The organism is Deferrivibrio sp., from assembly GCF_055117995.1.
In genome coordinates this window covers 13,975-26,553 of the sequence record NZ_JBSQOT010000006.1, presented here as the reverse complement: position 1 = coordinate 26,553, position 12,579 = coordinate 13,975, and the positions used below count along the sequence as shown (strand labels likewise).

Here is a 12,579-nt window from a genome sequence, read left to right as displayed (position 1 = left end):
CATTATAAATTACTTCAAAAGCTCCTGAGGAATATCAAGACCGACCTCTTTATAATATTTTACTGCACCTGGGTGAAGTGGTACTGGAAGTCCATCAAGGGCTTCCTTGATATTCATTGCTGTTGTTGCCTTATGAATATTGTTCAAAAATGGAAGGTTTTCATAAATTGTCTTTGTGATTTTGTATACTACATCCTCAGGCAAGTCTTCTCTTACAGCCAAAAAGTTTGGCTGAGCAATAGTTTTGATATCCTCTTTTTGCCCTGGATATGTTCCTGCAGGGATTACATACCTTAGCCATATAGGATATTTTGCTCTGATCTGCTTAAGCTGCTCATCTGTAAAATCAAGCACTTTTACTTTGTCAGCACCCATTTGCGCATAAAGTTGCGTAATTGCTGATACAGGTACACCGGCAGGAATATTTGCCCCACCTATACGATTATCCATCATCGCCTGAACAGAAGGGTTATATCCCAAATATTCAAGATCAAGTGAGTCAGGATCAATCCCTACAGCTGATAAAATTGCCCTTCCTGAACCTTCTGTACCGCTACCTCTTTTACCTATAGAAAATTTCTTTGGAAAATCTTTCAGATCAATAATTGTACCTGTCTTGACATATTTTGCAAGAACAGGAAAGTGTTCTACATTTTTCCACAACATTGTAATAGACCTGAATGATTTGACCGGCTTACCTTCATATGGACCGGTGCCATTATAGGCGTTAAGCCCAAAAAGTGCCTGCAAAATAGCAAGGTCAGCTTCTTTGTTGTTAAGCATCTGGATATTTTCTCCTGAGCCTGCTGAGTTAATTGCTGTTGCTGTTATCTTGTCAGAGCTTGCAAGCTTGATACTTAAAAGAGTACCAATAGCAACCCCAACAGGGTAAAATGTGCCACCGGTGGTAGCTGTGGCAATAATAAGTTTCTGATCATCAGCTTTTGCCTTGCTGACTCCAACTGCTAAAGTAAAAGCAAACACCAAAATAAGAGACAAAACTTTTTTCAACATACACATTCCTCCTTTTAAAATGTAAATATATTAAAGAAAAAACCATGCCAGAAATATATACTGAATTTATTGGGACTCAAACCAAAGGTGAGCCAAATCCGCTCATCTTATGGGCTGTAAAAGCTCATCTATTGTTAAGAATATAAAAATAAACCTGCCCTAAAGATATACAACCGTCATTGGATGGAACATTTTTATGCAAAAAAACTTCAAATCCATTCTTTTTAAACAAATTCACTGTTTTTCTAAGCAGAAAAATGTTTTGAAATACCCCGCCTGAAAGAGATACTCGGTTAATATTATATTTTTCCTTCATTTTAATAGCGCTACGAAAAATTAAATCGGCAACTGTATTGTGAAATTTCGTTGTAATTTTACCAATATCCTCGCCATTTTTAAAATCGCTGATTATATTCTCAACAATTTTTTTTACCTTTATTTCGCCATCCAAAATATGGGCTTCATATGATTCATCATATCCATCTACACATAACCCTTCAAGCGCTATTGCAGAATGCGCTTCAAACTCATTTTGCTCTATACCAAGAAGATAAGCTCCTATTGCTTCAAAAAATCTCCCCATGCTTGATGTTTCAACAATGTTTACATTATTTTTTATAACCTTCTTGATCAGTTCATATTCTTTCAGATATTTTTCGTCTATTTCAGCGTTATCAATACCAAAATGTACAATATACGATAAAAACATTCTATACGGATTTTTGATTGCCGACTCTCCACCAATCAACGGAGTATATTCAAGATGGATTTCCCTTTTTGTTTTCCCCTCTTTAACCACAAAAACTTCTCCACCCCATATCTTGCCATCGTCTCCAAGCCCGGTACCGTCAAAAACTATACCGATAACATTATCCGTCAAACTATTTTCAGCCATATTTGCATACATATGAGCAATATGATGTTGCACCTCAAAGGTTGGGATTTTCAGCCTTTTGGCAAATTTTGTAGAAAAAAAGTCAGGGTGCAAGTCGGTTATTGCAACCGCAGGGTTAAGTCTGAAAAGCCTTTTCATACGCTCATAAACTTCTTCGTAAAAATTTTGCGCCTCATAGTTTTCAAGGTCACCGATATACTGACTTATAAAAGCATAATCATTCTTTACAAAACATATCGAACTTTTTAAATGTGCGCCAAGACCTACAATCTCTTTTTGCAATCTATTTCTGATTACAACCGGAAGCGGGGCATAACCTCTGCTTCTCCTTAACATATAAGGTTTTTCATTCACAAATCTAACCAGAGAGTCGTCTACCCTATTTACTATCTCTCTGTCATTATGCAAAAACAATTCGCATACCGAAAGTCGTTCTTCTGCTGTTTTTTCATCAATGGCGATAGGCTCATCCTTGATATTCCCGCTTGTTGCAATAAGGAAATCACCTTTGAATCCATCGAAGAGAAGAAGATGAAGCGGCGTGTAAGCTTTCATTATCCCTATGTTTTTCCCAAGTGGGTTTATATGGAAAAATCTGTTGTCATCAATTTCCTTGATAATAATTGGAGCAATTTTACTTTCAAACAATTTTTCCTCTTCCAGGCTTAAGTTAATATTATATTTCATAAGGGTATTTTTATCTTTTATCATCAATGCAAATGGTTTGAATTTTCTACTTTTGAAATCCCTCAACCTTGAAACAGCCTCATGCCTCATAGCATCACACATAATGTGATAGCCACCAATCCCCTTGACACCAATTATTTTGCCATCGTTAAGATATTTTCGCGCAATTTCTATAAGTTTTTTTCCACTTAAATCCTTAAAATACACCTTGGGGCCACAAACATTGCAAGCATTCGGCTGAGCGTGGAATCTCCTGTTTTCAGGCTCATCATATTCAGATTGACAGACACTGCACATCTTGAAATATTTCATAGAAGTGTTGCTTCTATCATAAGGGATATTTTCCATTATGGAATATCTTGGACCGCAGTTGGTACAATTTATAAATGGATACATATATTTGTGGTGTTTTTCATCAAAAAGCTCTTCTTTACAGTCGCTGCATATTGCGGTATCCGGTGATACAAAGGTAATCCCGGCGGTTTGCCTGGATTTTTTTATATAAAACCTTTCTATATGCTCATCTAAAGTAACATCTTCTTCAACACTGTAGTCTATCACATATGCCAGAGGGGGTAAATTGCTCAAAATCTCATCAAGAAAACCTTCAGCAGAAGTTTCACCATCTACAAATATTTCAACCCCATCAGAGCTGTTTTCAACATAGCCTTTCAACCCATTTTTCAAAGCAAGATTGTATATAAATGGTCTGAAACCAACTCCCTGGACAATTCCTCTTAGAAGTATCTTGAATCCCATTATCTTTTCCAGAAATATGGAAAAAATATCACAAGGAAGGTATAAATTTCAAGCCTTCCTGCAATCATTGCAAAACTCAACACCCATTTTATAAAATCAGAATAAAAAGCATAGTTTTCTGTGGGACCGACTTTTCCAAAACCAGGACCTATATTTCCCACCGTAGCAAGCGCGGTGGTAAGAGAAGTTATAATATCATGACCGGAAAACGAAACTATCAAGGTAACAGTAAGAATAGTGAAAATATAGAGGAAGAAAAAGCCCGATATGGCATAAACAATATCTTTTTTGATAGTGTTGCCGGAAATTTTCAAAATAAAAACCCCCCTTGGGTGAAGAAGGTATTTCATTTCGTTTAACCCCTGTTTCAATAGGGTAATGACTCTCAGCACCTTCACACCGCCGCCGGTAGAGCCTGTACAACCTCCCACAAACATCAGGATAAAAAGAACAACTTGAGAGAAATAAGGCCATTTTTCGTAATCAGCAGAAGCAAAACCTGTGGTGGTTATAATTGTAGCCGCCTGAAAAAAAGCATGTCTTAAACTTTCATAAATTGTTGGATAGTAGTTTTTATAAAGATTTGAAGCTATCAAAAGTGATGTGACTACAAATATAACAACATATGCTCTAAGCTCGCTGTCTTTGAACACAAACCTGAACTTTCCGGTAAGAAACCTGAAATGTATCGCAAAGTTAATCCCAGCAAGAAACATAAAAATTGTAATAACAATCTCTACATACGCAGATTGAAACCCCATTACACTGGCATTCTTTGTTGAAAATCCGCCCGTTGCCATTGTAGCAAAAGCATGGGTAATAGCATCAAAAAAGCTAAGTCCTCCAAACATTAACAGTGCTGTTTGCGCAAGCGTAAGCCCCACATAAATCATCCACAAAATCTTTGCAGTCTCTGCAATTCTTGGAGAAAGCTTGTCCACTGTAGGTCCTGGTGCTTCGGCTTTTACAAGTTGTAGCCCTCCGATACCCAATATCGGCAAGATAGCAACAGTAAGCACAACAATCCCCATACCTCCAAGCCAGTGCGTAAGTGCTCTCCAGAAAAGCGCAGACTTTGACATTGTTTCTATTTCACTAAGTATTGAAGCACCTGTTGTTGTAAAACCTGATGCAGTCTCAAAAAAAGCATCCGTAAAACTATTTATTTCACCACTTAAATAAAAAGGGAATGCACCAATCAATGAAGCTACAATCCAGCTCAATGTGACAAACAAAAACCCGTCCTTAACTCTTAAATTCTGCTTTTCTTTGCCTGGAAGCATTTTAAGGAAAAATACAGATATAACTCCGATAACTATTATGGTTTTCAAAAAAGCAATCGCTACATTATATTCTCCATAAAAAAGTGCAATACCGGCAGGAAAAATCATGAAAATTATAAGGACTATCATCAAAATGGAGATTATTCTGATTACGCTCAAAAGTTGCATCAGACTATAACGGACTCTTCAAGTTTTTCGATTGATTCCTTTTTAGCAAATATTATAACATTATCCCCCGACTTTATTTCAAAATTTCCGTCAGGGATAAAATCCTCATAATTTCTGTTAACAGCTACTATAAGGCACTTTTCCGGCAAATTTAAATCCTTTACCGCCTTATTTGCAATCGAACTGTCCGATGATACTTTAAACTCTATCGCCTCAGCCCTTCCGTCAAAAATTGTATGGACAGCCTTAATATTCCCTCTTCTGATAAACCTCAATACAGCACTTGCAGAGCTTATTTTTGGACTTATTGTAGCATCAATACCCAGATTTCTTGACACCTTCAGATAGTTTGATTTGTTTACAAGGGCAATAGCCCTTTTAACACCCAATGTTTTTGCATATACAGCCGTCAAAATATTCAGTTCTTCATTGTCGGTAGTAGTGATAATCAGGTCATGCTCATCAAGCCCTTCATCTTCAAAGATAGAATCATCTGAAATATCTCCATGCAGTACGGTGATTTCCGGATACTTTTCCGCCAGATCCTTGCAAACATCATAATTATTATCCACCACCGTAACAGACCTCCCTCTTAAAGTAAGGGAATTTGCCACTTTACTGCCTATATTGCCACCGCCAACAATCAAAATATTTTTTATCCTTTTTGTCCTGATTCCGCTTTTTTGCAAAAATTGATAGATAGCCTTTTTTGTCCCTACAGTAAATAAATGGTCACCATTTTTTACCTCTGTATTACCATCCGGTATTATTATCTCATCATCCCTTAAAATCCCGGCAACAAGAAAATCGCCCGAAACAGTTTTTCTAATATCTTTTATGCTTTTCCCTTCAAGATCACACTCTTCATCCACAAACACGTCCCTGAACTGGACATCCATATCTTCAAAAGAAAATACATCGGTTGTGGCGCCATGCTCGACAGTTTTTACAATGGATTTAGCGGCCTCAAGCTCAGGATTGACAGCGTAATCAATACCTATTTTTGCCTTGCTAAACATCCTTGTTTTTTCATATTCGAGATTTCTTACCCTGGCAAGCTTTACAGGAACGTTGAATTCATTTGCCACTATAAAGCAAGATATCATATTTATTTCATCAGAGTTTGTAACGCTAATGAAGATATCTGCCCCTTCAATCCCTGCTTTTTTCAGAGTATCAATATTCGTCCCTTCCCCGGTCAAAACAAGGCAGTCAAGATGATTTGCCGTTTTTTTGGCGCGTTCTGAATCTTTTTCGACAAGGATAACATCTTTCTTTTCAAGGATAAGCTGTTCGGCAATATTGTAGCCGACTTCACCTGCTCCGACAATCACTACTCTCAAATAGCACCTGAATGTTTAAAAGTTAGGCTATTATACACTATTAAAAAGAAATATAAAATATTTTTTTGAAGAGAAAGACGCCTGCGGCAAAGCAGGCATATTATGCTTTTTTAACTTTTCCGGCCTTAAGACATTTGGTACAAACTTTTTTTCTGACAATTGAACCGTCAGATTCCACTACCCTCATTCTGTGAACATTAGGGTAAAACACCCTTTTAGTAACATTGTGAGCGTGGCTTATTGTATTTCCAAACATGGGGCCCTTTCCACAAATATCACACTTTCTAGCCATTTTTAAGGTCCTCCTACATAATTCTTGATTTTAAGAAGCCTGGATGCTAACATAAAATTACTAAAATAATCAAGTATTTTTTTAAAGGAGGATGCAATGCTTGATAAAAATATGAAAATAGCGGATGTTTTAAAAAAATATCCAAAGTGTGTGGAAGTTTTCAATAAAATGAATATGGGTTGTATAAGCTGCATGGGTATTCAGACAGAAACACTGGAGAAAGGGTGCCTTATGCACGGTATGGACGTAAACATACTTATAAAAGAGCTGGAAAAGTTTATAAATGAAAATTACTCCTCTAAATGATCTGTTTGTTGTAGATTCAGGAGCGTTGAATACTGTTTTTACTGTCAAAAACGATATTGCCACGCTCTTTGACACATGCCTTAACAAAGATAATGCAAGAAAACTCTCAAGGGCTGTAAATTTTAATGTCGGCAGAATTATAAACACCCATTCACACGCAGACCATATAGGGGGAAATAGCTTTTTTGAAAACAAGTTTAATTGCAAATCTTTTATAAATAAAAGAGAAATTTCATTTTGCTATTTTCCTGAGCTTGAACCTGCTCTGCTTTACGGCGGCTGCCCTTTCAGTGCTTCCAAAAGCAGGTTTTTGTGTGCTACAGGTTTTAACTCTATAGATACTCTTGAAAATATAGAAACGGATATTGAAATTGTAGAGCTTTTTGGTCACTCACCGGGGCATACTGGCTTTCTTATAAACAATGTGCTTTATGCCGGGGATGCACTTTTTTCAAAGGAAGTTATAGAAAAACACAAAATTTTATATCTCTACGACGTTGAAAACTTTGTGTATTCTTTAAAAAAAATAAAATCTCTTAATTTTGAATATATTGTATTCTGCCACAAAGGGATTATAAAAAAAGACGAAGCAATTGAACTCATCTCAGAAAATATCGCCCACACTGAAAAAGTCTGTGAGGAAGTCTTAAATGTATTAAAAAACTATGCCCTCACCGGCGAAGAGATATCATCAGAGATTATGCTAAAATTTAATATACCTTTTGAAACAGAATATTTCCTGCTTGTTTCCTCAACAATTAAAGGTTATTTAAGTTATCTTGAAAAAAGCGAAAAAATAGCTCACTTAATTGACAAAGGGGTAAAATGGAAACGTGTCTAACTGATTTACATTTAGATTTTGCAAATAAATGTTATGTGTTTTCTGAAGAAATAAAAGGGCAGTTATCTATTAATAACAATTTTACCAAATTGGACTTTTCAGATATATTTAGTAACAGCAATCCGGTGAATGTAGAAATAGGTATAGGAAATGGCGAGTTTATTGTATTTCATGCAGCCTTAAGAAAAGATGAAAATTTTTTGGGGTTTGAAATCTATAAAAAGGCCATCAGAAAAGCGATAAAAAGATGTGAAAAACTTGAAAACAATAACGTTAGGCTTATACACTTTGATGCTACATTCTTTGTAAAACTTTTTCCTTTGGGCAGTGTAAGCAATTTCTATATCAACTTCCCTGACCCATGGCCAAAAAAGAAACACCATAAAAGAAGGTTGCTCAAAACTGACTTTCTGAGACTGCTTTCCGACAAACTTGTTGATGGAGGCCATATTTACATTGCTACAGATCACAATGACTATGGTGAGGAAATATGCGAAAATCTAAAACCGGTTACTTCTTTGAAATCCTCATTCGAAACTCTTTACCACACAGACCTTGTAGATTATTACCAGACAAAATATTATAGAAAGTTTGCAATCCCCGGCAAAATATATTTTTTTAAACTAAAAAAAGTAGCACCGGGAGAGTAATTATGAAAAAACTTTTTCTTCTGATATTGATTCTTCTATCCCAGAACCTTTTTGCAAAAAATGTTTATTTCCTTGAAATAAAAGGGGTAATTACGCCATTTACAGTGAAATATATAAAAGGTGCTATTCAAAAGGCAGAAAACGACAGCGGATTTCTTGTTTTAAAAATAGATACCCCCGGAGGGGTGCTTGATTCCACACGAAAAATTGTCCAAAACATTTTTGAAAGCAAAGCAAAAATAATATCATTTGTTTCACCTCAAGGGGCAAGGGCCGGCTCAGCAGGGACATTCATCGTCCTTGCATCAGATATGGCTGTAATGGCCGAAGGGACAAATATAGGAGCAGCTCATCCTGTAAGTGTTACAGGAAAAGACATCGAAGGGGAAATTGGCAAAAAGATTGAAAATGATACGGTAGCTTTTATGAAATCTATTGCAGAAAAAAGGGGTAGAAATGTTCAAGCTGCTACTCAAACAGTATTGAATTCAAAAAGTTTTACTTCAAGCGAAGCATTGCAAAGTAAACTGATAGATTTAATAGTAAACTCTGATTCTGAGCTACTTAATAAAATTGAAGAAAAATATCAAGAAAAAAATTTGAGCCCTGTCTATATCAAGCCTGATATTTACGAAAAAATATCAATATTTCTTTCTGACCCTAACGTATTGATGCTCCTTTTAATAATTGCAATCCTTTCAATCTTTCTTGAGATAAAAATGCCTGGAACATTCGTATTTGCAGGAATAGGCATCTCAGCTCTGTTGCTTTTTTTGTTTGGAATAAATATAATCCCGCTAAACTACATGGCGCTCCTGCTTATACTTGCAGGCATTGCACTCTTGATTATGGAAATTTTCATTCCAAGTTTTGGTCTTTTGACTTTTGCGTCAGTGGTTAGCCTTGTTTTTGGCATGAAACTGCTTTTTGACAAAGAGGGGAATATGGGAATAGGGGTATCTTCTATGATGATTGCAGTTGTGGTATCAATAATTTTGCTGATTGCACTTATTATCGGAAGACTTGTGCTAAAAGATTTCAAGAAAAAACCTGAAACAGGCATGGAAAAGTTGATTAATATGACTGGGACAGTAAAGGTATGGAATGATAAAAAAGGGAAGGTATTTTTAAACGGAGAATTTTGGGATGCTGTATCGGAAGATACTTTAAGTGTTGGCGATACGGTTCAGGTAACTAACTACAAGGATATGACACTTTATGTCAAAAAATGCTGAAATAATATTTGTTATAGATAAATTTAACAGATTTTCCGTTAGGGCTCTTCTGTGTGCCTTTGAAAAATTTTTCCCGGAGATTATCTATAGGATTGTACATTTCGATAATATTTTAGCTGAAAATCCTGAAAATAAACTTATTTTATTTTCATTTAACACCCTTAACCACCTAAAATACGTTGAATTATCAAAAGTATTAAAAAATAAAAATATCACCGTTTGCGGCGGTCCACATCCGTCAGCAAGGCCAGAAAAAATGCTCGAATTTTTCGATGCAGTCTGCATTGGGGAAGGGGAGTATGTATTAAAGGAAATTGTTGAAAATTATTTGGGCAATACCATCATAAAAGGTATTTATCAAAATAATAAAAAAGTTTCTCTTGATGATTTTGATGCCTATCCAAAAAAGACTTTTATGTTTGGCGCAATTGAGATTATGAGAGGGTGTCAATATCGGTGCAACTACTGCCAGACACCCTCCCTTTTTCCCGGAAGACTTCGCCACAGAAGTATTGAAAACATAATAGAAAACATAAAATACTCCTATAAACGTGGCAAAAAAGATTACAGATTTATCTCACCAGATGCAGCATCCTATATGTATAATAATAAAGTAAATATTGAAGCAATTTTCAACCTTCTTTCAGGGATAAAAAAAGTAACGGAAGGAAAATCGAGAATCTTTTTCGGCTCATTCCCTTCGGAGATAAACCCTTATTATGTAACAGAAGACCTTGTCAAAATTTTAAGAGATTTCTGTCATAACAAAAGGGTGGTTATTGGCCTGCAAACCGCTTCAAGAAAGCAACTTAAAAACATAAACAGACCTGAAAACATTGAAAAAGTGGAGGAAAGCATAAGCCTTTTTCTGAAATATAATTTCAGTGTTGATGTTGATTTTATCTTCGGACTTCCCTATGAAACCGAAGAGACATTAAAAGAAACTTTTGAATGGATTAACAAATGGCATAGCAAGGTAAGGATACACTCCCACTTTTTTATGCCTCTTCCGGGAAGCCGATGGGAAAATGAAACACCAAGCATAATACCGGAGGAGTTTGAAAAGGAAATAAAACGTCTTGAAGGTAAAGGGCGTATTTTTGGACAATGGATAACTCAGCTTAAAATATCGCAATCTATAAAAAACAAAGAGGAAATAGTATGCCCGATATGAAGGATTTGATAAAATTTCCCACTCTCCATACATTTAAAATTGTTGGCAAAAATAGCGAAACTTTCAAAATTTCTGTCAAAAAGCTGTTTTTTGAAATTGATATACCGGAGCCTAAAAAAAGTAGAGATGAAAATTTTGTGAGCTTTACCGTGACTGTTATGGTAAAATCTTACGAAGAGCTTGAAAAACTTTACAAAACAATAAGCCAGATAGAAGATATAAAATTTTACATATAGACAGGTATCTATGAAACTCAAAAAAGTAAGAATCGGTGAACTACTCGTCAATAAAAACCTTATTAGCGAAGCTCAACATAAGGTAGCCCTCAGTGAGCAGGCAAGGACAGGTAAAAAGCTTGGGGAAACACTCATAGAACTAAACTATATTACCGAATATGAACTTTTAAGAGCGGTGGCAGAACAGGTAGGGGTAAGTTTTGTTTCCATTTTAGACTATGACCTTAGTCCTGATTTGAAAAAGCTTATACCGGAACAGTTTGCAAGAAAATTTAAGATAATCCCACTTAAGATAGAAAATAACAGCATCGTTGTTGCCACAAACGACCCTATGAACATAGATGCAATGGATGAAATTTCAAGGCTAACAAAAAAAAATATTACTCCGGTACTTCTGACAACCGATGACCTTTATTACGGAATGGAAAAGATATATGGCACTGAAGATAGGCTTTTTAAAATAGCAACAGATGTGGAAAAAAGATTGCAGGCAATCTTTCTGATGAGGACTTTTTAGAAAGCCTCTCCCAGGATGCCCCTGTAATCAGCTTTGTAGATGGTATTCTTGCCAAAGCAATCAATGAGGCTGCCAGTGACATACATATTGAGCCTGACGAAGATAAATTGAGAATAAGGTATCGGATAGACGGGATATTACACGAAGTCCTTGCCGTAAATAAAAACCTCCATGCCCCCCTTGTATCAAGGATTAAAATCCTTTCCAATATGAACATTGCCGAGAAAAGGGCACCTCAGGATGGTAGGTTTAAAATACGGGTAAATTTTAAAGATGTAGACTTCCGTGCCTCAACACTTCCAACCTATTTTGGCGAAAAAATTGTTTTGAGGATTCTTGACAGAAGCAACGTTGTGCTTGATTTGAAAAGCATAGGAATGGACAGCTCAAGTCTTGAAATTTATGAATCAATAATTTCAAGACCCTATGGGATAATATTAATCTCAGGCCCAACAGGGAGCGGTAAAACAACAACATTATATGCAACCCTTGCAAAATTAAACTCTATAGAAAAAAATATTGTTACGGTAGAAGACCCTATAGAATACAATTTTAAGCTCATTAATCAAGTGCAGGTAGATGAATCAGCCGATGTTACCTTTGCTTCAACACTTCGCTCTATTTTAAGACAGGACCCCGATATTATAATGGTTGGGGAAATCAGGGACAAAGAAACTGCAGAGATAGCCGTACAGGCATCTCTTACCGGTCATCTTGTCCTTTCAACTATCCATACCAATGATGCAGTAAGCGGGATAGTGAGACTTGTTGATATGGGGATTGAACCTTTTCTTGTGGGCTCATCACTCATTGGAATTGTCGGGCAAAGGCTTGTAAGGAAAGTATGCATAAATTGCGCCACTGAATACACACCACCGCAGGAATTTCTGGACAGAATCGGAGAGATAGAAGAAAATGTCAGGTTTGTAAAGGGTGAAGGGTGTGAAGAATGCCACTATACAGGTTATCAGGGACGAATAGGAATTTATGAAGTGTTAAAGGTAAATGCGAAACTTCGAGAAATGATTGTAAAAGGTGCCAACTCTGAAGATATCAGAAAATCAGCCCTTGATATGGGTTTTCGCACCATGTTTGACTCAGGTCTAAAGCTTGCAAAAATGGGGATTACAACAATAGAAGAAGTTTTGAGGCTTACTGTAATCAAAGAAGATTAATTTT

The 12,579-nt window shown here is 36.1% G+C and carries 13 protein-coding genes; 8 read left to right on the top strand and 5 right to left on the bottom strand.

Annotated elements, in window-relative coordinates:
- Positions 1-9: 9 nt before the first annotated feature.
- The 5 genes from ACTCAF_RS03095 to rpmB form a co-directional block, all read right to left on the bottom strand.
- Positions 10-1,014 (bottom strand): TAXI family TRAP transporter solute-binding subunit, encoded by a 1,005-nt coding sequence (locus tag ACTCAF_RS03095; RefSeq protein WP_463061837.1) that lies wholly within the window; start codon positions 1,012-1,014, stop codon positions 10-12.
- Between the two features lie 124 nt (positions 1,015-1,138).
- Complete coding sequence (hypF, locus tag ACTCAF_RS03090; RefSeq protein WP_463061836.1) at positions 1,139-3,355, bottom strand: carbamoyltransferase HypF; 2,217 nt, start codon at positions 3,353-3,355, stop codon at positions 1,139-1,141.
- On the bottom strand, positions 3,355-4,806 hold the full coding sequence (locus ACTCAF_RS03085; protein WP_463061835.1) for a TrkH family potassium uptake protein: 1,452 nt from the start codon (positions 4,804-4,806) through the stop codon (positions 3,355-3,357). The genes hypF and ACTCAF_RS03085 overlap by 1 nt, the downstream gene beginning before the upstream one ends.
- Positions 4,806-6,140, bottom strand: coding sequence for a Trk system potassium transporter TrkA (gene trkA, locus ACTCAF_RS03080; RefSeq protein ID WP_463061876.1), 1,335 nt, complete (start codon positions 6,138-6,140; stop codon positions 4,806-4,808). Before trkA ends, ACTCAF_RS03085 begins: the two co-directional genes overlap by 1 nt.
- A 109-nt stretch (positions 6,141-6,249) precedes the next feature.
- Entirely contained in the window at positions 6,250-6,441 is a 192-nt protein-coding gene (rpmB, locus tag ACTCAF_RS03075) for a 50S ribosomal protein L28 (protein ID WP_463061834.1), read from the bottom strand.
- A 96-nt stretch (positions 6,442-6,537) separates the two neighbouring features.
- Here rpmB and ACTCAF_RS03070 point away from each other — a divergent pair, with 96 nt between their 5' ends.
- The 8 genes from ACTCAF_RS03070 to ACTCAF_RS03035 are packed head-to-tail and all read left to right on the top strand — an operon-like array spanning position 6,538 to position 12,575.
- Entirely contained in the window at positions 6,538-6,747 is a 210-nt protein-coding gene (locus tag ACTCAF_RS03070; protein ID WP_463061833.1) for a DUF1858 domain-containing protein, read from the top strand.
- Positions 6,725-7,588, top strand: coding sequence for an MBL fold metallo-hydrolase (locus ACTCAF_RS03065; RefSeq protein ID WP_463061832.1), 864 nt, complete (start codon positions 6,725-6,727; stop codon positions 7,586-7,588). Before ACTCAF_RS03070 ends, ACTCAF_RS03065 begins: the two co-directional genes overlap by 23 nt.
- Positions 7,573-8,238, top strand: coding sequence for a tRNA (guanosine(46)-N7)-methyltransferase TrmB (gene trmB / locus ACTCAF_RS03060; RefSeq protein WP_463061831.1), 666 nt, complete (start codon positions 7,573-7,575; stop codon positions 8,236-8,238). Before ACTCAF_RS03065 ends, trmB begins: the two co-directional genes overlap by 16 nt.
- Before the next feature lie 2 nt (positions 8,239-8,240).
- A complete protein-coding gene (locus ACTCAF_RS03055) occupies positions 8,241-9,473 on the top strand; it encodes an NfeD family protein (RefSeq protein ID WP_463061830.1) in 1,233 nt (410 codons plus the stop codon).
- Positions 9,457-10,647: a TIGR04013 family B12-binding domain/radical SAM domain-containing protein gene (locus tag ACTCAF_RS03050; RefSeq protein ID WP_463061829.1), complete on the top strand. Its 1,191-nt coding sequence runs from the start codon at positions 9,457-9,459 to the stop codon at positions 10,645-10,647. The genes ACTCAF_RS03055 and ACTCAF_RS03050 overlap by 17 nt, the downstream gene beginning before the upstream one ends.
- On the top strand, positions 10,635-10,883 hold the full coding sequence (locus ACTCAF_RS03045) for an HP0495 family protein (protein ID WP_463061828.1): 249 nt from the start codon (positions 10,635-10,637) through the stop codon (positions 10,881-10,883). The genes ACTCAF_RS03050 and ACTCAF_RS03045 overlap by 13 nt, the downstream gene beginning before the upstream one ends.
- Before the next feature lie 10 nt (positions 10,884-10,893).
- Positions 10,894-11,400: a GspE/PulE/PilB domain-containing protein gene (locus ACTCAF_RS03040; protein WP_463061827.1), complete on the top strand. Its 507-nt coding sequence runs from the start codon at positions 10,894-10,896 to the stop codon at positions 11,398-11,400.
- The gene (locus tag ACTCAF_RS03035; RefSeq protein ID WP_463061875.1) at positions 11,367-12,575 is read left to right on the top strand and encodes a GspE/PulE family protein; all 1,209 of its coding nucleotides are present in this window, start codon (positions 11,367-11,369) and stop codon (positions 12,573-12,575) included. The genes ACTCAF_RS03040 and ACTCAF_RS03035 overlap by 34 nt, the downstream gene beginning before the upstream one ends.
- The last annotated feature ends 4 nt before the right edge of the window (positions 12,576-12,579 follow it).

Coding starts and splice junctions, on each gene's coding strand:
- ACTCAF_RS03095 (WP_463061837.1), bottom strand. CDS start 1,014: ATGTTGAAAAAAGTTTTGTCTCTTATTTTGGTGTTTGCTTTTACTTTA.
- hypF (WP_463061836.1), bottom strand. CDS start 3,355: ATGGGATTCAAGATACTTCTAAGAGGAATTGTCCAGGGAGTTGGTTTC.
- ACTCAF_RS03085 (WP_463061835.1), bottom strand. CDS start 4,806: ATGCAACTTTTGAGCGTAATCAGAATAATCTCCATTTTGATGATAGTC.
- rpmB (WP_463061834.1), bottom strand. CDS start 6,441: ATGGCTAGAAAGTGTGATATTTGTGGAAAGGGCCCCATGTTTGGAAAT.
- ACTCAF_RS03070 (WP_463061833.1), top strand. CDS start 6,538: ATGCTTGATAAAAATATGAAAATAGCGGATGTTTTAAAAAAATATCCA.
- ACTCAF_RS03065 (WP_463061832.1), top strand. CDS start 6,725: ATGAAAATTACTCCTCTAAATGATCTGTTTGTTGTAGATTCAGGAGCG.
- trmB (WP_463061831.1), top strand. CDS start 7,573: ATGGAAACGTGTCTAACTGATTTACATTTAGATTTTGCAAATAAATGT.
- ACTCAF_RS03055 (WP_463061830.1), top strand. CDS start 8,241: ATGAAAAAACTTTTTCTTCTGATATTGATTCTTCTATCCCAGAACCTT.
- ACTCAF_RS03050 (WP_463061829.1), top strand. CDS start 9,457: ATGTCAAAAAATGCTGAAATAATATTTGTTATAGATAAATTTAACAGA.
- ACTCAF_RS03045 (WP_463061828.1), top strand. CDS start 10,635: ATGCCCGATATGAAGGATTTGATAAAATTTCCCACTCTCCATACATTT.
- ACTCAF_RS03040 (WP_463061827.1), top strand. CDS start 10,894: ATGAAACTCAAAAAAGTAAGAATCGGTGAACTACTCGTCAATAAAAAC.